Below are 17679 nucleotides of genomic sequence, written 5' to 3'. Positions count from 1 at the left end.
TAACCGCCAACTCGTCGGGCTCCCGTCAGGGATTGATGAGGTGGTCGGCGGCGGTGTAGGGGTCGAGGTCGCCTGCGGCCACCTGTTCGGCCAGGTTGGGCAGGGTGTTGGTTTCGGTGAGCCGGGAGCGGAGGGTGGCGAGGGCGAGGGCTTCGATCTCGGCGGCGGCCCGGTGGGTGCGCCGGGCGTCGAGTTCGGCGTGGGTGGTGAGCCAGGCGTGGTGGGTGTCGATGGCGGATACCAGGTCGTCGATGCCGGTGTGCGTGGCGGCGATCGTGGAGATGACCGGGGGACGCCAGCGGGGGCCGGTGATTTCCTTGCGGCCCAAGGAGATCATGTGGGTGAGGTCGCGGGCGGTCTGGTCGGCGCCGGGGCGGTCGGACTTGTTGACCACGAAGATGTCGGCGATTTCGAGGATGCCGGCCTTGGCGGCTTGGATGCCGTCGCCAAGCCCGGGAGCGAGCAGGACCAGGGTGGTGTCCGCGAGGGACACGATGTCCACTTCGGACTGTCCGACACCGACGGTTTCGATCAGGATCACGTCGTAGCCCGCGGCGTCGAGGACGCGCACCGCCTGGGGGGTGGCGAGGGCGAGGCCGCCGAGTTGGCCGCGGGTGGCCATCGAGCGGATGAAGACGTCGGGATCGGTGGCGTGGTCGTGCATGCGGATGCGGTCGCCGAGCAGGGCGCCGCCGGAGAAGGGCGACGAGGGGTCGATGGCGAGCACGCCGATGCGCTGGCCGCGGGCCCGCAAGGCGGTGATCAGGGCCGAGGTGGCGGTGGACTTGCCGACGCCGGGCGGGCCGGTGAGACCGAGGACGCGGGCGCGGCCGGTCAGCGGGGCGAGCGCGGTCACGATCGAGCGCAGGTGCGGGCTGGCCTCCTCGACCAGGGAGATCAGCCGGGCCACCGCGAGCGGCTGACCGGCCCGCGCCTGCTCGACCAGCGCGGTGACGTCGATCGGCATGGCCGCCGTTGTATCAGGCCTTCGGCACGCGGAGGAGCAGGGCGTCGCCCTGGCCGCCGCCGCCGCACAGGCCCGCCGCGCCGAGGCCGCCACCGCGCCGGCGCAGTTCGTAGGCCAGGTGCAGGACCAGCCGGGCGCCGGAGGCGCCGATCGGGTGGCCGAGCGCGATCGCCCCGCCGTCGGCGTTGACGATCGACGGGTCGAGGCCGAGCTGCCGGGTGGACACCACGCCGACCGCGGCGAACGCCTCGTTGATCTCGACCAGGTCCAGGTCGGCCGGGGTGAGCCCGGCCCGGGTGAGCGCCGCGCGGATCGCGTTGGACGGCTGCTCGTGCAGGCTGGCGTCCGGCCCGGCCACCACGCCGTGCGCGCCGATCTCGGCGATCCAGGACAGGCCCAGTTCCTCGGCCTTGGCCCGGCTGGCGACCACCACGGCGGCGGCGCCGTCGGAGATCTGCGACGCCGAGCCTGCGGTGATCGTGCCGTCCGCGGCGAACGCCGCGCGCAGCTTGGCCAGCCCCTCGGCCGTGGTGTCCGCGCGCACGCCCTCGTCGGTGTCGAACACGATCGGGTCACCCTTGCGCTGGGGGATGCTCACCGGCGCGATCTCGTCGGCGAACCGGCCCTCCTTGATCGCGGCCGCGGCCCGCTGGTGCGACGCGGCGGCGAACTCGTCCTGCTCGGCCCGGGTCAGGCCGTAGCGCGCGTTGTACTTCTCCGTCGAGGCGCCCATGGCCACCTGGTCGAACGCGCAGAACAGCCCGTCGTAGGCCATGTGGTCGACCATCGACACATCGCCGTACTTGAAGCCGGACCGGGACTTGGGCAGCAGGTGCGGCGCCGCGGTCATCGACTCCTGGCCGCCGGCCACCACGAGGTCGAACTCGCCGGCCCGGATGAGTTGGTCGGCAAGGGCGATGGCGTCCAAACCGGACAGGCAGACCTTGTTGACGGTCAGCGCGGGCACGTCCATCGGGATGCCGGCGGCCACCGCGGCCTGTCGGGCCGGGATCTGCCCGGCGCCCGCGGTGAGCACCTGGCCCATGATCGTGTACTGGACCTGTTCCGGCCGCACCCCGGCCCGCTCCAGCGCCGCCTTGATGGCGATCCCGCCGAGCTGGGCGCCGGAGAAGTCCTTGAGGGAGCCGAGCAGGCGGCCGATCGGGGTGCGGGCCCCGGCGAGGATGACGGATCCGGACACAGCGCCTCCACTGGCAACTGAATAACGGGCGTTAACCTGAACCATACCCGCGGAACCGATTCATCGACCGTGCCTGTGTGAGTGACCGCACAGGAGAAGTTACCGCCCGGTAGCCAGGCGTATTCTCAACGAATGAACGACTCCCTGAAGCCGTTCGTGACCGCCATCGACCACGTCGGCATCGCCGTGCCGGACCTCGACGAGGCGATCGCGTTCTATCGCGACGTCCTGGGTTTCGAGTTGGCCCATACGGAGACCAACGAGGAGCAGGGCGTTCGCGAGGCGATGATGCGTGCGCCGGGCGACGAGTCCGCGGGCGCAGTCGTGCAACTGCTCGCGCCGCTCGCGCCGGACACCACCATCGGGAGGTTCCTGGACCGCAAGGGGCCCGGCGTCCAGCAGGTCGCGGTCCGCGTCACCGATGTCGAGGCCGCGGCGGAAGTGTTGCGTGCCAAGGGAATGCGGGTGCTCTACGAGCACGCCAAGCGCGGCACGGCGAACAGCCGGACGAACTTCGTGCACCCCAAGGACACCGGCGGTGTCCTGATCGAACTGGTGCAGCCCGCCTCGTAAAACCCGGCGTGGTGCAGGCCACGTCGCTCTGAACCGTTACTGGTCGGTAACATCCGGTCCATGCAGAAAATCCTCGACGCGATTCTGGCGAACGAGCTCACCGAAATCGGCTCCCTTCCGGTGCCGGCGCAATATCGCGCGGTGACCGTGCACGCCGACGAGGTCGACATGTTCGAGGGCCTCGCCACGGCGGACAAGGACCCACGCAAGTCGCTGCACATCGAGGAGGTGGCCACGCCCGAGCTCGGCCCGGGTGAGGCCCTGGTTGCGGTGATGGCCAGCGCCATCAACTACAACACCGTCTGGACGTCGATCTTCGAGCCGCTGGACACGTTCGGCTTCCTGCGCCGCTACGGCCGGAGCTCACCGCTGGCCAAGCGGCACGACCTGCCCTACCACGTGGTCGGCTCGGACCTGGCGGGCGTGGTGCTGCGCACCGGCCCGGGCGTCAACGCCTGGCAGCCCGGCGACGCGGTGGTCGCGCACTGCCTGTCGGTCGAGTTGGAGCACCCGGACGGGCACAACGACACGATGCTGGACCCCGAGCAGCGGATCTGGGGCTTCGAGACCAACTTCGGCGGCCTGGCCGAACTGGCCCTGGTCAAGGCCAACCAGCTGATGCCCAAGCCGGCGCACCTGAGCTGGGAGGAGGCCGCCTCCCCCGGCCTGGTCAACTCCACCGCCTACCGGCAGTTGGTGTCGACCAACGGCGCCGCCATGAAGCAGGGCGACACGGTGCTGATCTGGGGTGCCTCCGGCGGCCTCGGTTCCTACGCCACCCAGTTCGCTCTCAACGGCGGGGCCACCCCGGTGTGCGTGGTGTCCAGCCCGGAGAAGGCCGAGCTGTGCCGGGCGATGGGCGCCGAGCTGATCATCGACCGGAACGCCGAGGGCTACCGGTTCTGGTCCGACGAGCACACCCAGGATCCCAAGGAATGGAAACGGTTCGGGTCCCGGATCCGGGAGCTGACCGGCGGCGAGGACCCGGACATCGTGTTCGAGCACCCGGGCCGGGAGACCTTCGGCGCCAGCGTCTACGTGGCCCGGCGCGGCGGCACGATCGTCACCTGTGCGTCCACCAGCGGGTTCATGCACTCCTACGACAACCGCTATCTGTGGATGAATCTCAAGCGGATCATCGGCTCGCATTTCGCGAACTACCGCGAGGCGTGGGAGGCCAACCGGCTCGTCGCTCGCGGGCAAATTCACCCCACGGTGTCGAAGGTCTACCCCCTGTCACAGACCGGGCAGGCCGCGCACGATGTGCACCGCAACGCCCATCAGGGCAAGGTCGGCGTGCTCTGCCTTGCGCCGCAAGAGGGTCTCGGCGTCACCGATCACGAAATGCGCAACAAACTTCTCGGTCAGATCAACCGATTCCGTGGTGTGTAAGGCCCGCACGCGGGGTGCGCGGTAGCGTAGTGCACATGGCTCTTGGCGCGGATCACGATCTCGTACCGCTGGGACCCGGCTTCGACGTGGCGAAGCGCGGTTACAACCGGATGCAGGTGGACGAGCACCTCGAACAGGTGCAGAACCAGGTCCTCATGCTGTCCGCGGACCGCAACAACATCGCCGCGCAGGCCGACGACCTGGCCCGCCAGCTCGAGGCGGCGCGCGGCGAGATCGACCAGCTGCGCGGCCAGGTCGAGCGGCTCGCGCTGCCGCCGACCACGCTGGAGGGCCTGAGCGAGCGGTTGCAGCGGATGCTCAAGCTGGCCCAGGACGAGGCCACCGAGACCAAGGCGCGCGCCGCGGCCGAGGCCGAGCACATCCGGGTCAAGGCCGAGGCCGACGTCGCGGAGCTGCGCGAGCGCTACGAGAAGCGGCTCGCCGAGCTGGACGAGCGCCGCGCCGAGCTGGACGCCGAGCACGCGGCGAAGCTGGAGAGCGTGCGGGTGGAGGCGTCCAAGGCCAAGCGCCGGGCCGAGGAGGAGCGGGTCCGGCTGGACAACGAGGCGCAGCAGCGGCGCACCCAGGTCGAGGAGGACTTCGAGATCGCCATGGCGGCGCGGCGCACCGAGGCCATGCGCGGGCTCGCCGAGCAGGAGGCGACCAGCAAGTCCGAGGCCGAGCGCCGGGTGCGCGAGGCCACCGAGGAGGCCACCAAGCGCCGGCAGGACTCGATCAACGAGTCGACCACCCGGCTGCGCGAGGCCACCGACGAGGCACACCGCCGGGTGCGCGAGGCCACCGAGGAGGCCAACCGGCGAATCTCCCATGCGGCACAACGGGTCACGTCGCTGCAGGCGCTGCGCACCAAGCTCGCCGACCAGCTCAACGCGGCCCGCGACCTGCTCGCCGACGCCCACCTGTCCCTGGAGAACGCGGCCCCCGCCCTGGATCCAATGCCCGGCGAGGACCCGGAGCCGGCCGACACCGAGGCAGCCACTCAAGTCTTCCGCCCGGTCGAAGACCCGACAAAGACGATCGAAACCGCACGCCCGCGCTAGCTGTTCCGCCTCTCCGGGATTAACTGCTGTCGTTACGTCCCAGCGAATGTGCGGATTACGGAGTGATTGTGGCTGGATGCCGTCACGGTGCCCCTTAGGTTGCGTTGGTTGGCCCTCGTCATTCCCCGATGTCTTCGGACCACAGGTCGGGGTGTTCGGCGATGAACGCGGTCATCAGCGCGACGCATTCCGGGTCGTTCAGGATGGTGATCTCCACGCCGTGCTCGGCCAGCCAGTCGTGGCCGCCGGAGAACGTGGTCGCCTCGCCGATCAGCACCCGGGAGATGCCGAACTGCCGCACCAGGCCGCTGCAGAACCAGCACGGCGACAGCGTGGTGACCATGGTCGTGCCGCGGTAGCCGCGCCGCCGGCCGGCCGCGCGGAACGCCGAGGTCTCCGCGTGCATCGACGGGTCGCCGTCCTGCACCCGCCGGTTGCGGCCGCGGCCCCACGGCTCGCCGTCCGGACCGAACAGCACCGCGCCGATGGGAATTCCGCCCTCGGCCAGGCCCGCCTCCGCCTCGGCGCGGGCCAGCGCCATCATGTCGGCGAGATCCATAAGCGGTACATTACCCGCCAGTAGGCCGATACTGGAGGAAGCCCCATGGCGGCATACAAGACCATCGTCGTCGGCACCGACGGCTCGGACTCCTCGTTCCGCGCGGTGGACCGCGCCGCCGCGATCGCCGCCGACACCGGCGCGACGCTGGTGATCGCGAGCGCGTACCACCCGTCCCGGCCGGAAGACGTGGCCCGGCTCCAGGACCAGCTCGGCGCGGACGTCGCCTATCAGGTGGTGGGGTCCTCGCCGGCCGAGGAGGCGGTGCGCACGGCCGCCGAGCGGGCCCGGTCCGCCGGCGCGCAGACGATCGACACCACCGTGGTGGACGGCGAGCCGGTGCCGACGCTGGTGCGGCTGGTCCGCGAGCACGCCGCCGACCTGCTGGTGGTCGGCAACCGCGGGCTGAACACGCTGGCCGGGCGGATCCTCGGATCGGTGCCCGCCGAAGCGGCCCGCAAGGCCGGGGTGGACGTGCTGGTCGTGCACACGACGTGATCCAGGAACGGATCGAGGACTTCCTGCTCGGCGGGCCGCGCACGTACACCCGGACCGAGGTGGCCGCGCGGGCCGGCGTGCCGGTCGAGCGGGCCACCGAGCTGTGGCACTCGCTCGGGTTCGCCACCGTCGACGACGACGCGCGGGTGTTCACCGAGAGCGACCTGGCCGCGCTGCGGATCGCCGGTGAGCTGGTTCGGGCCGGGATCACCGATCCGGCGCAGGCCACCGCGACCGCCCGGATGCTCGGCCAGCACATGTCCCGGCTGGCCGAGTCGCAGTTCACGATGCTGCGCGACATCATGCAGGCCAATCCGGGCCTGGCCGCAGACGAGGACGACCTGGTCGGGTTCGTGCGACGGCTGGTGCCGGACCTCGAGCACCTGCAGAACTTCGCCTGGCGGCGCCATCTCGCCGCGTACGCCCGTGGCCTGGGGGCGACCGAGGAGGACGCGGCGGCCCGGCGGCAGGTGGTCGGGTTCGCCGACATGGTCGGCTTCACCTCGTTCACCCGGCGCTCCAGCGAGGCCGAGCTGGTCGAGGTGGTCGACCGGTTCGACGGCCTGACCGCCCAGGTGGTCGCCGAGAACCACGGCCGGATCGTCAAGATGATCGGCGACGAGGTGCTGTTCGTGGCCGACGACCCGGAGGCCGGCGCCGAGCTGGCCCTGGACCTGCTGGAGCGGGCCGGCCACGCCGACGGTCTGCCGCCGCTGCGGGTCGGCCTGGCCTACGGGCGGGTGCTCAGCCGGTTCGGCGACATCTACGGCTCGGTGGTCAACCTGGCCGCCCGGCTGACCTCGGTGGCCCGGCCCGGTTCGGTGCTGATCGACCGCGAACTGGCCGAGTCGCTCGAGCCGGACGCCCGCTACCTGGTGCGTCCCCGGCGCCCGGTCTCGGTCCGCGGCTACGCCCGGTTGCGCCCCGCGCTGCTCCGCAGAAGCTCGTGATTGCGCTCCAGCCACTCGGTGATCGCCATGCCGACCTCGGCGGGTGCCTCGAGCGGCGGTAGGTGCCCGGTGTCCGGCAGCACGACCAGCTCACCCTGGGGCAACAGCTCGGCAGTCGCCCGCGCGGACTCGAGCGGGATGAGCGCGTCCTGCTCGCCGTGCAGCACCAGCGCCGGGATGTCGGCCGCGCGGAGCGCGCCGCAGGAGTCCGGCCGGGCGGCCATGGCGCGCTGGGCCCAGGCCACCGACCCGGGTTCGACGGCACCGGTGAGCCGGCGCACGGTCTCCACCACGTCCGGCCGGCTCTCCAAGCTGGCCGCGCCGAGCAGCACCGGCAGCATGTCCTCGGCGAACCAGCCGGCCAGGCCGTCCCGCTCCGCCCGCTCCGCCATGGCGAACCGGTTCTCCTTGGCCTGCTGGGGATCCGCGGTCGGCTTGGTGTCCACAAGCAACAGACCGGCGACCCGCTCGGGCGCCGCCCGCAGCACCGCCATGCTCACGTACCCGCCCATCGAGCACCCGCCGAGCAGCACCCGGTCCAGCCCGCGCTCGTCCAGCAGGTCCAGCACGTCCCTTGCCAGCACTCCGACATCCGGCTCCGCCGCCCCCACCGGCCGCCCGAACCCACGCGGATCCGGCGTGACCATCTCGACGTGATCCGCCAAGCCGGCCCGCACCCGGTCCCACATCCGCCCGTCGAACGGAAACGCCGGCAACAACACCAACGGCAGCCACGGCATCTGATCACCCATCGACGATCTTGACCTTGATGTTCTCGTGGTCGCCGGACCAGGAGCGCGGCAGGGGGGTGGGGGTGTCCGGGGTGACGGTGGCGACGATGGCGTCCAGGACCGGTTCGGCCGCTCCGACGAAGAGGTGTTTGGCGCCCGGGAAGTCGATCACCTTGGCCTGCGGGATGGTGGCGAACCGGGCGCGGGCCTCGGCCGGGCGGAGGTAGTCGTCGAGTTCGGGGACCAGGCAGACGACGGGTTTGCCGGACGCGGCCCAGGATTCGAGGTCGGACTGGGTGGCGCGTTTGAGCGGCGGGGAAACCAGGATGGCGCCGTGCACCAACGGGTCCAGGCCGTGCATGAGGGTCAGCTCGGTGCCGAAGGACCAGCCGAGCAGCCAGACGTCGGGCAGCGAGCGGGTGCGGCAGAAGTCCAGGGCGGCGGCGACATCGAGGCGTTCGTCGACCCCCTCGGCGAACGCGCCGTCGCTGCGGCCGGCCTCGCTTGCGGTGCCGCGGGTGTTGAACCGGAGCACGGCGAGGCCGGCGAGCGCGGGCAGCCGGAAGGCGGCCTTGCGATAGAGGTGGGAGTCCATCATGCCGCCGTGGGTGGGCAGCGGGTGCAGGCAGACCAGGGTGGCGACCGGCGGGCGGTCGGCCGGCACGGCCAGCTCGCCGACCAGCCGCAGCCCGTCCGCGGTGGTCAGGGTGACCGGCTCGCGCCGGGCCGGCAGGCACGTGTTGCCGCCGATATGGACCGAACTCACGATAACGAGACTATCCAGGCGGTGACATGATGCGAGCCATGCCCATCACCGTGCGAGCCGACCTGGCCGCGATCCCCGACTACGTGCCGGGCCGCAAGATCCCCGGCGCCGTGGTGTTGTCCAGCAACGAGGTGGCCACCCCTCCTCCGGACTCCGTGCTGGCCGCGATCACCGAGGCCGCCGCCGAGGTCAACCGCTACCCGCAGTGGTCATCGGACGACCTGCTGGACCGGTTGTCCGGCCGGCTCGGCATGGACGCCGGGCGGATCAGCATCGGCGCCGGCTCGGTCAGCCTGTGCCAGCAGATCATCCAGGCCATGTGCGAGCAGGGTGACGAGGTGGTGTTCCCCTGGCGCTCGTTCGAGGCGTACCCGATCCTCACCCAGGTGGCCGGCGCCACCGAGCGCCGGGTGCCGCTGACCGCCGACCACCGGCAGGACCTCGACGGGCTGCTGGCCGCGATCACCGACCGCACCCGGGTGGTGTTCACCTGCGTGCCGAACAACCCGACCGGCACCGTGCTGCACGCCGCCGAGCTGGACCGGTTCCTGGCCGCGGTGCCCGACCACGTGCTGGTCGTGCTGGACGAGGCGTACCGGGAGTTCAACACCGACCCGGACGTGCCGGACGGCCTGCGGCTGGCCGCCGACCGGGAGAACCTGGCCCTGCTGCGCACCTTCTCCAAGGCCTACGGGCTGGCCGGGGCCCGGGCCGGGTACGCCGTGGCGCCGGCGCAGGTCGCCGCGGGGATGCGCAAGGTGGCCATCCCGTTCTCGGTGAGCCGGCTGGCCCAGGCCGCGGCGCTGGCCACGCTGGACGCCGCCGACGAGCTGCTGGCCCGGTGTCAGGTCGTGATCGCCGAGCGGGACCGGGTCCGCGGCGAGCTGCTGGCGATGGGCTACGAGGTGCCCGAGTCGCAGGGAAACTTCGTCTGGCTGCCGCTGGCCGAGCGCACGGTGGCGTTCAACGAGCACTGCGTCGACCAGAAGGTGCTGGTCCGCGCGTTCGCCGGGGACGGCGCCCGGGTCACGATCGGCCTGCGCGAGGAGAACGACGCCTTCCTGGCGGCGGCCCGGACGTTCCCGGGCAGGGCACAATAGGTCCGTGCCAACCTATGAGTTCCGGTGTCGCGAGTGCGGCTCCACCTTCGACGTGCAGCGGCCGATGGCCGAGTCCGCCGCACCCGCGACCTGCCCGGACGGGCACGACGACACGGTCAAGCTGCTGACCATGGCCGGGCTGACCGGCGGCGCGGGCCCGGCCCCCGCAGCCGGTGGCGGGGGCGGCTGTTGCGGCGGTGGCTGCTGCGGCTGAGCCGGGCGGGTCAGGCGGACCGGCCGTAGTCCCGGAAGCCCTTGCCGGTCTTGCGGCCCAGCCGGCCGGCGGTGACCAGGTGCTCCAGCAGCGGGGCCGGCGCAAGGCCGGGGTCGCGGTACTCGTTGAACAGGGTGCGCTCGATGGCCAGCGACACGTCCAGCCCGACCACGTCGAGCAGCTCGAACGGGCCCATCGGCAGGCCGCAGCCCACCTTCATGGCGACGTCGATGTCGTCGGCCTCGGCGTAGTGCGCCTCGAGCATCTTGACCGCGTCGTTGAGGTACGGGAACAGCAGCGCGTTGACGATGAACCCGGCCCGGTCGCCGCAGTGCACCGGGTGCTTGCCGACCTTGCGGCAGATCGCGTCCGCGCTGGCCACCACGTCGTCGGCGGTCGAGATCGTGCGCACCACCTCGACCAGCTTCATCACCGGCGCCGGGTTGAAGAAGTGCAGGCCGATCACGTCCGCCGGCCGGGTGGTGGCCGCGGCGCAGGCGATCACCGGCAGCGACGAGGTCGTGGTGGCCAGGATCGCGCCCGGCTTGACCACCTCGTCCAGCGCGCCGAACACCGCCTGCTTGATCGCCAGGTCCTCGGCGACCGCCTCGATCACCAGGTCGCAGTCGGCCAACTCTTCGAACTCGACCGCCCGGCCGATCCGGCCGAGCACCGCGTCCCGGTCCGCCTCGGCCAGCCGGCCCTTGGCCACCTGCCGGTCCAGCGACTTGCGCACCACGGCGATCGCCGCGTCCGCCTTGTCCGCGCTGCGGGCACGCAGCACCACGTCCATCCCGCGCTTGGCGAACACCTCGACGATGCCGGTGGCCATCGTGCCGGTGCCGACCACGCCGACCCGCTGCACCTCGCGCCCGCCGGCCGCCGACTCCGTCGCCGGGCGCGGGGTCTCGGCGTCGGGCACCACGGTCGGCGAGTCCGGGGCGTCGTAGCTGTAGAAGCCGCGCCCGCTCTTCCGGCCGAGCAGCCCGGCGGTGATCATCTGCTTGAGGATCGGCGCCGGCGCGTGCAACCGGTTGCGGGACTGGCGGTACATCGTCTCGAGGATCTCGTAGGCGGTGTCGAGGCCGATCAGGTCGAGCAGGGCCAGCGGGCCCATCGGGTAGCCGCAGCCGTGGCGCATGGCCGCGTCCAGGTCCTCCCGGGTCGCGTAGCGCGCCTCGTACATCGATGCCGCGTGGTTGAGGTAGCCGAACAGCAGAGCGTTGGCGATGAACCCGGCCCGGTCACCGATCACCACCGGCTCCTTGCCCAGCCGGTGCAGCAGGTCCACCACGTCGAAGATCACGTCCGGCTCGGTGACCACGGTGCGGACCACCTCGACCAGCTTGAGCACCGGCGCCGGGTTGAAGAAGTGCACCCCGACCACCTTGCCCGGCCGTCCGGTGTGGACACCGATCTCGGTGACCGACAGCGAGGACGTGTTCGAGGCGAGGATCACATCCGGCCGGCAGATCTGCTCAAGTTCCTGGAACACCGCGGCCTTGCGTTCCAGCTGCTCGGGAATGGCCTCGACGACCAGGTCCACTTCGGTCAGATCGGACAGCGAGGTGGTGTAGCTGATCCGGTCGAGCAGCTCGGTCCGGCCCGACTCGTCGAGCTTGCCGTGCGCGACCGCCCGGGACGTGGAGTGCTCGATGTGGCCGCGACCGCGGGCCAGGCCCTCGGCGTCCAGCTCGACCCCGATCACCGCGATTCCGGCCCGAGCCAGGACCTCGGCGATACCGGCCCCCATCGTGCCGAGGCCGACGACCCCGACGGTGTTGAACTCGCGCGCCACGGCAACCTCCGATGTCCCGGCAGTGCGGGTGGTTCGGATGCTACCTGCCGGTAACTTGACCGGCAGGACCCTCGTGGCTCACGTCACGTGCGCGGCAGCTTCGGCCACACCAGGGTGGCCACGTCGGTCGCCGCCTTGCAGGCCGCGTCGATCTGGCCCTCCTTCATGCGCACGAACACCGCGGCGATCTCGACCAGACCGGACTGCCCCTCGGCCCGGAACGCGATGTGCCCGGTCTGCTGCCCGCAGAACACGTACGCGCCCGCCTCCGGCGTGGGGCTGAGCACCGAGGCGCGCCCGGCGACCTGGCTCTCGCCGGCTCCCTCACCGGTCGGCTTGGGCGGCTGCCCGGCGATGAACATCACCCGCAGCCGCACCGAGTTGTCCGCGGCGGTCCAGGCGCAGCCGTGCTCGGCCGGGTAGTCCTTGGGGCGCACGGAGGTGCCAAGGCCGGGAACCGCGGCCACCGCGGCATCCGGCACCAGCTCGCACGGGTCGATCCGGCCGAGCGAGTTGCGGGCGTAGTCGCGGTGCCGCACGTCGCCGTCCTTGATCGCCTCGACCGCGGTGTCCACCGCGGACGTCACGATGTCGCACAGCCTGCGCTCGGTGCCCTCGTAGATCGAAGCGTTGACCGACAACGTGATCCCGTCGGGGAAGACCACAAGATGGTTGCAGTACGTGTCATCCGTGTCGTACTCGACGACCTTGAGCCCGTTCGCCAGGTCCCGGCCGCGCTTGACGTTGATTTCCGGCCAGGATTCGGAGCGGTCCAGACCACCCACGTACAGCGCCACCGGCACCGGCGCCGAGGTCTTGATCTCGATCAGACAGTCGTCGAGCGAGTCCGGCTCGCCCACCTCGACCGTGCCGAACGAGGACAGGTCCTTGGTGTCGGTGAGGCTGCACGGATCGATCGTGGTCAGCTCGCCGAGCAGGCCGGCCGCGGTGTCCGTGGCCGGGCGCGCGCTGGCCGGCGTGGATCGGCCGGTCTTGCCGGCATCCGGCGCCGGTCTCGGCGAGCCGCTGATTGCCGTGGCACAGCCGGAAACCAGCAGCAGCACCGCGAGCGCACCGGTCAGCCGGCGCAATCCACCAACCATGCGGACATCTCACCATGTCCGCATGGTCACCAGGGCAGCTTCGCCCAGACTTCCGCGGCGAGTTCCCGCGCCGGGCCGCAGGAACTCGCAGTTGTCGAACGAGTTCACCGGCGCCGCGCTGTCCCCGACGATGCCGTCCGGCAGCGCCGCCCGGTCCACCAGGCTGCAGTAGTCGACGGTCCGGTAGTCGCCGAACACCGCCTGCGCGGTCAGTGGGGTGGCCGCCCGCTCGTCGGGCCCGGCCGTGCCGGCCACCGGTTTCGCGCAGCCGGCCAGGACGAGCAGCGCGCAGGCGACGGACAACAACCGGATCGTGTGCACCCCCAGAACGTCACCACGGCAGTTTGGCCCACACTTCGCTCGCCAGTTCCCGGGCCGGCCGGCAGGCGTCGGTGGCCGGTCTGGGCAGCTCGACCCAGAGCACCGCCGACTCGTTCACCGCCGGCCGGGGCACCGCGACGATGCTGGTCTCCACCGCGCACACCGCGACGCCGTCCCGCCCGACGAAGGACGCGGTGACCAGGGTGCGGTGACCGGCCAGGGTCTCCTCAACGGTGTCCCCGGTCCAGGTCGACTCGGCCGGTCCGAGGTACAGGTCGACCGCGACGTCCCCCGGGTACGCGTGGTACCACCGGCAGACGTGCCGGGTCAGGCTCCGCGACGCCAGCAGATCGGGCAGGCCGGTCCGGGCGCGGACCACCTCGACCGACAACATGTCGCAGGCGTCGGTCCGGAACAGCGTCCGGGCGCCGACGTCGTGGTGCCGCACCCGCTTCGCCGCCGCCCGGTCCACCGCGATGGCGAGCACCGCGTCCGCGACCGCGCACCTGTCCCCGCCCGGTTCACGGGTCCAGGTGTCGATGGTGAGCAGGATCCGGTCGGCGAAGCGCAGGTACAGCACGCACCGGAGGACCTTGCCTCCGGTCTCGGTCCCGCGGTAGACCCGCAGGCCGCGGGGCAGCACCCGCCCGTCGAGCGTGTACTCCGAGTTGGTGAGGTGGTCCTCCTCCTGGAGGCTGCCCAGCCGCACCTCGGTGTCGACACCGTCCTTCTGCACCGACAGCCGGCACTCGTCGTAGGCGCCGCGCGGCAGCACCGCGACCGAGCCGAGCCGCTGTGGCACGGCGTTGGCGTCGGTCAGGCTGCAGTAGTCGATGGTGGCGAAGTCGCCGAGCGCGGCCTTGGCGGTGAGCGGCTCGGCCGCCTCTTCGGCCGCCGTCTCGTTCGGCACGGCGGTGCCGGGCAGGGCCGTGCCGCAGCCGGTCACGCAGAGCAACAGCGCGCAGGCGGCCAGCAGTCGGATCACGGGCACCCCCAGAGACGGTCGGACCGCAGAGAATGCCACACCGGAACCGGTTCGTCGACTACCCCTCGAAACCGCGTTCGGCCAGCTCACGCACGGCGCGCACGGCCTGATCGGCCTGCGGGCCGGTGGCCGAGACGCGCACCACGTCGCCGCCGCGGGCGCCGAGCGCCATCAGGGCGAGCACGCTGCGGGCGTCGGCCTGCTTGTCACCGAACGCGACGGTCACCGCCGCGTCCAGCTCGGCCACGGCCCGGGCGAGCAGCGCGGCCGGCCGGGCGTGCAGGCCGATCTCGTTGGTGAGCGGGATTTCCACGGCGTCTGCCGGGTCGGCGGCGGCATCGGTGGCCGGGCCGCGCACCGCGGCCGCGGCCACGCCGGCCAGGTCCGCGCCGCCCTGCGCGGCGACCGCCGCCGCGACCGCGCCCTCGACCAGCGGCGCGTCCACCACCAGGGCCCGGTCCGGCTCGGCCAGCGCCTCCACCGCCAGGTCGGCGACCATCCGGGCGCTGCCGAGGTCGTAGAGCAGCACCACGCCGGCCCCGGTGTCGGCGGCGGCCAGCGCGGCGGACACTGCATCGAAGTCGGTGCCCAGGGTTGCGTCCGGCAGGCCGCCGGCCGGGTGCAGCGGCACGTCCGGCGCCATCTGCCCGGCCAGTTCGGCCACGCCGGCGGCCAGGCTGGCGCTGTGCGAGACCAGGACCAGCCCGACCCGGGCGGTCACCGCCCGCCGCCCGCCGCGTCGGCCAGCGCGCGCAGCAGCAGCGCGGTCGACCGGGCGCCCGGGTCCAGGTGGCCGGCGCTGCGCTCGCCGAGGTAGGACGCCCGGCCCTTGCGGGCCACCAGCGGCACGGTCGACTCGGCGCCGGCCGCCGCCGCGGTGGCCGCCGCGTCCAGCAGCGCGGCCACGTCGGAGCCGGCCTGCTCGGCCGCGCGCACCGCCGGTTCGAGCGCGTCCACCATGGTCTTGTCGCCGAGCTCCGCCTTGCCCCTGGCCACCACGCCGTTCAGCGCCGCCCGCAGGGCACCGGCGACCGCGGCCGGGTCCAGCTCGGCGGCCGTGCCGGCCGACGTGGCGGCGCGCAGGAACGCGGTGCCGTAGAGCGGTCCGGCCGCCCCGCCGACCGTGGAGATCAGCGTGGTGGCCACCAGCTTGAGCACCGCGCCCGGCGTGTCCGGAGTGGATCCGTCCAGTTTGGACAGCACGGCGTCGAAGCCGCGCCGCATGTTCTCGCCGTGGTCACCGTCGCCGATCGCGCGGTCCAGCTGGACCAGCTCGTCGCGGTGCTCGGCGATCACCGCGGCCGCGGCCCGCACGGCCGCGGCCACCCGCTCCGCGGTGCAGCCCACCGGCGCTCACCCGCCCCAGCGCAGCGCAGGCGTGTGCACCGGGGCGTCCCACAGCTCGAGCAGCTCGTCGTCGAGCTTCAGCAGCGTGAGGCTCATTCCCTGCATCTCAAGGCTGGTGATGAACGGGCCGACCAGGCGCCGCTGCACCACGATCCCGCGATCGGCCAGCAGCCGCTCGGCGATGCCGTGCGCCAGGTACAGCTCGATCAGCGGGGTGCCGCCCATCGAGTTGGTGAACAGCAGCACCCGGTCGCCGCTCTGGTACGGCAGGTCGGTCACCACGGCCTCGACCAGCCGTTCCACGATGGCGTCCGCGCCCTCCAGCGGCATCCGCGCCCGGCCGGGCTCGCCGTGGATGCCGATGCCGACCTCCATCTCGCCGTCGTCGAGGTCGAAGCTGGGCTCACCGACGTGCGGCACGGTCGGGGCGGCCAGCGCCATGCCCATCGACCGGACGCCGGCGATCACCTTGCTCGCCACCCGCTCGACGGTGTCCAGATCGGAGCCGCGCTCGGCGGCCGCACCGGCGATCTTCTCCAGCAGCACGGTGCCGCCGACGCCGCGCCGGCCCGCGGTGTAGAGCGAGTCCTTCACCGCGACGTCGTCGTCGATCACCACCGTGCGCACCTCGATCTCGTCGGCCGCGGCCAACTCGGCGGCGGTCTCGAAGTTCAGCACGTCGCCGGTGTAGTTCTTGACCACGAGCAGCACCCCGGCAGCACCGTCGACCTGCTCGATCGCCGCCTGCACCTGATCCGGCGTCGGGGAGGTGAACACCGCGCCCGGGCAGGCCGCGTCGAGCATCCCCCGGCCGACGAACCCGCCGTGCAGCGGCTCGTGGCCGGACCCGCCGCCGGACACGATCGCCACCTTGCCGGCGACCGGCGCGTCGGCCCGCACCACCAGGGCCGGCTCCTCCACCACCCGGATCAGGTCCGCGTGGGCCACCGCCATGCCCCGCAGCGACTCGACCACCACGGTCGACGGGTCATTGATGATCTTCTTCATGCCGGCCTCCCGAGATCAACGTCGATCCACCGGGACCCTAACCCCTGGGTAGCTTCGGGACGAGAGCCTTCGCCACCGCCTGGGCCTTGGCGCAGGTGTCCTCGTCCGGCTTGGGCTCGTAGCGGCGGAACGACACCGCGACCACCTCGGCGAAGGTGTCCTCGAGCTTCAGGTGCGCCCAGGACACCTCACAGCTGGGCGTGTCGCCCTCCTCGAGCTCCTGGACGGCGCTGATCCCGGCGACCTCCACCTTCCGGGTCTTCTCCGGTTCGGCCACGGTGACCGGGTCGACGCCGTCCCGCAGCCACAGCCAGACGTCCGCACCGTCCTCGGTCCAGGTGCACCAGTGCAGGCTGGTGGCCGTGGCGCCGGCGCCCTCGCCGAGGGCCGGGGTCAGCTCCTGCTCGGTCAGCAGCCCGCACGGGTCCAGCTCGCGCAGCGATCCCTTGACCGGGCGGGCCTGCGGCGGGTCCCGGCGGATCCGGTCGATCACCGCCGTCAGCACGGTCCGGCCGGCATCGCACAGCCCGGCGCCGGCCTGTCCACCGACCTGGATCCGGATCCCCCGGTTCGGCGAGGTCTCGGTGACCACGGTCAGGAAGCACGCGGTGCGGTCGTTCAGCTCCTTCTCGAACCCCGGCAGGCCGCCGATGTCCTCACCCGCCTTGGCCGGATCCTCGATCAGCCCCTCACCGATCTCCAGCGAGATGTTCAGCTCCCGGCCGTCCTTGTCCTTCATGTAGTTCGAGCACTGCGAGAAGTCGGCGGAGTCGCTCTCGTCCGGCGTGCCGACGGTGGACAGCACCTCGTTGCTCAGCAGGGCACACGGGTCGAGCTTGCGCAGCTTGTCGGCGGCGAACGCGGAGTCGTTGGTCTTCGGCGCGGTGGAGGTGCTCGGCGATCCGATCCCGCGGGCGGCCGGCACGGTGGTCCGGGTGGAGGTGGTCTTGGCCAGGTCCACCTCGGCGCCGCACCCGGTCACGGCCAGGGTCAGCACCACCACCAGCGTGGCTAACCGGCTCTTGCGTCGGGACACGGCCTAGACCGTAATCGAGCCGGCCGGCCGGCGGGCGGCGAACATCACCTTTCACAACCGGCGGGCCGG

At 72.1% G+C, this 17679-nt stretch carries 20 protein-coding genes; 7 read left to right on the top strand and 13 right to left on the bottom strand.

What is annotated here, in order from left to right; genetic code table 11:
- Positions 1–25: 25 nt before the first annotated feature.
- Together meaB and VFV67_RS05375 are read right to left on the bottom strand one after the other, a co-directional pair.
- Positions 26–967 (bottom strand): methylmalonyl Co-A mutase-associated GTPase MeaB, encoded by a 942-nt coding sequence (gene meaB / locus VFV67_RS05380; protein WP_326467661.1) that lies wholly within the window; start codon positions 965–967, stop codon positions 26–28.
- Between the two features lie 13 nt (positions 968–980).
- Positions 981–2168 (bottom strand): acetyl-CoA C-acetyltransferase, encoded by a 1188-nt coding sequence (locus tag VFV67_RS05375; RefSeq protein ID WP_326467660.1) that lies wholly within the window; start codon positions 2166–2168, stop codon positions 981–983.
- A 132-nt stretch (positions 2169–2300) separates the two neighbouring features.
- Between VFV67_RS05375 and mce the strand changes: the two genes are divergently transcribed.
- Genes mce through VFV67_RS05360 form a run of 3 tightly spaced genes read left to right on the top strand, consistent with a single transcriptional unit; the run spans position 2301 to position 5194 of the window.
- Positions 2301–2741, top strand: a complete 441-nt coding sequence (mce, locus tag VFV67_RS05370) for a methylmalonyl-CoA epimerase (RefSeq protein ID WP_326467658.1) — start codon at positions 2301–2303, stop codon at positions 2739–2741.
- Positions 2742–2801: 60 nt separating this feature from the next.
- Entirely contained in the window at positions 2802–4133 is a 1332-nt protein-coding gene (ccrA, locus tag VFV67_RS05365) for a crotonyl-CoA carboxylase/reductase (protein ID WP_326467656.1), read from the top strand.
- A 35-nt stretch (positions 4134–4168) separates the two neighbouring features.
- On the top strand, positions 4169–5194 hold the full coding sequence (locus VFV67_RS05360; RefSeq protein ID WP_326467655.1) for a chromosome segregation protein: 1026 nt from the start codon (positions 4169–4171) through the stop codon (positions 5192–5194).
- A gap of 118 nt (positions 5195–5312) precedes the next feature.
- Here VFV67_RS05360 and VFV67_RS05355 read toward each other — a convergent pair whose 3' ends face one another.
- Positions 5313–5753, bottom strand: coding sequence for a nucleoside deaminase (locus VFV67_RS05355; RefSeq protein ID WP_326467654.1), 441 nt, complete (start codon positions 5751–5753; stop codon positions 5313–5315).
- Between the two features lie 45 nt (positions 5754–5798).
- Between VFV67_RS05355 and VFV67_RS05350 the strand changes: the two genes are divergently transcribed.
- Entirely contained in the window at positions 5799–6251 is a 453-nt protein-coding gene (locus VFV67_RS05350) for a universal stress protein (RefSeq protein ID WP_326467652.1), read from the top strand.
- Positions 6248–7201, top strand: coding sequence for an adenylate/guanylate cyclase domain-containing protein (locus tag VFV67_RS05345; protein ID WP_326467650.1), 954 nt, complete (start codon positions 6248–6250; stop codon positions 7199–7201). The genes VFV67_RS05350 and VFV67_RS05345 overlap by 4 nt, the downstream gene beginning before the upstream one ends.
- Here VFV67_RS05345 and VFV67_RS05340 read toward each other — a convergent pair.
- On the bottom strand, positions 7159–7953 hold the full coding sequence (locus VFV67_RS05340) for an alpha/beta hydrolase (protein ID WP_326467648.1): 795 nt from the start codon (positions 7951–7953) through the stop codon (positions 7159–7161). The two genes, VFV67_RS05345 and VFV67_RS05340, sit on opposite strands and share 43 nt — an antisense overlap.
- Entirely contained in the window at positions 7946–8698 is a 753-nt protein-coding gene (locus tag VFV67_RS05335) for an alpha/beta hydrolase (protein WP_326467646.1), read from the bottom strand. Before VFV67_RS05335 ends, VFV67_RS05340 begins: the two co-directional genes overlap by 8 nt.
- Positions 8699–8736: 38 nt before the next feature.
- On the opposite strand from VFV67_RS05335, the gene hisC reads away from it, so the two are divergent.
- Together hisC and VFV67_RS05325 are read left to right on the top strand one after the other, a co-directional pair.
- Positions 8737–9798 (top strand): histidinol-phosphate transaminase, encoded by a 1062-nt coding sequence (gene hisC / locus VFV67_RS05330; protein WP_326467645.1) that lies wholly within the window; start codon positions 8737–8739, stop codon positions 9796–9798.
- A 4-nt stretch (positions 9799–9802) separates the two neighbouring features.
- On the top strand, positions 9803–10012 hold the full coding sequence (locus VFV67_RS05325) for a zinc ribbon domain-containing protein (protein WP_326467644.1): 210 nt from the start codon (positions 9803–9805) through the stop codon (positions 10010–10012).
- Between the two features lie 10 nt (positions 10013–10022).
- Here VFV67_RS05325 and VFV67_RS05320 read toward each other — a convergent pair whose 3' ends face one another.
- The 8 genes from VFV67_RS05320 to VFV67_RS05285 form a co-directional block, all read right to left on the bottom strand.
- Positions 10023–11810, bottom strand: a complete 1788-nt coding sequence (locus VFV67_RS05320) for a 3-hydroxybutyryl-CoA dehydrogenase (RefSeq protein ID WP_326467643.1) — start codon at positions 11808–11810, stop codon at positions 10023–10025.
- Between the two features lie 83 nt (positions 11811–11893).
- On the bottom strand, positions 11894–12913 hold the full coding sequence (locus tag VFV67_RS05315; protein ID WP_326467641.1) for a hypothetical protein: 1020 nt from the start codon (positions 12911–12913) through the stop codon (positions 11894–11896).
- Positions 12914–12922: 9 nt separating this feature from the next.
- Positions 12923–13234 (bottom strand): hypothetical protein, encoded by a 312-nt coding sequence (locus VFV67_RS05310; protein WP_326467639.1) that lies wholly within the window; start codon positions 13232–13234, stop codon positions 12923–12925.
- A gap of 10 nt (positions 13235–13244) precedes the next feature.
- Positions 13245–14225: a hypothetical protein gene (locus tag VFV67_RS05305; RefSeq protein WP_326467637.1), complete on the bottom strand. Its 981-nt coding sequence runs from the start codon at positions 14223–14225 to the stop codon at positions 13245–13247.
- Positions 14226–14277: 52 nt separating this feature from the next.
- Positions 14278–14940, bottom strand: a complete 663-nt coding sequence (dhaM, locus tag VFV67_RS05300) for a dihydroxyacetone kinase phosphoryl donor subunit DhaM (protein WP_326467635.1) — start codon at positions 14938–14940, stop codon at positions 14278–14280.
- The gene (dhaL, locus tag VFV67_RS05295) at positions 14937–15566 is read right to left on the bottom strand and encodes a dihydroxyacetone kinase subunit DhaL (protein WP_326467634.1); all 630 of its coding nucleotides are present in this window, start codon (positions 15564–15566) and stop codon (positions 14937–14939) included. Before dhaL ends, dhaM begins: the two co-directional genes overlap by 4 nt.
- Before the next feature lie 6 nt (positions 15567–15572).
- Positions 15573–16574: a dihydroxyacetone kinase subunit DhaK gene (gene dhaK / locus VFV67_RS05290; protein WP_326467633.1), complete on the bottom strand. Its 1002-nt coding sequence runs from the start codon at positions 16572–16574 to the stop codon at positions 15573–15575.
- 37 nt (positions 16575–16611) lie between these two features.
- On the bottom strand, positions 16612–17610 hold the full coding sequence (locus VFV67_RS05285; RefSeq protein WP_326467632.1) for a DUF3558 family protein: 999 nt from the start codon (positions 17608–17610) through the stop codon (positions 16612–16614).
- Positions 17611–17679: the final 69 nt, after the last annotated feature.

This window comes from Actinophytocola sp., from assembly GCF_035762905.1.
In the GTDB taxonomy this organism is placed as follows: Bacteria; Actinomycetota; Actinomycetes; order Mycobacteriales; family Pseudonocardiaceae; genus DASYTH01.
This window is presented reverse-complemented; position numbering and strand designations above follow the sequence as displayed.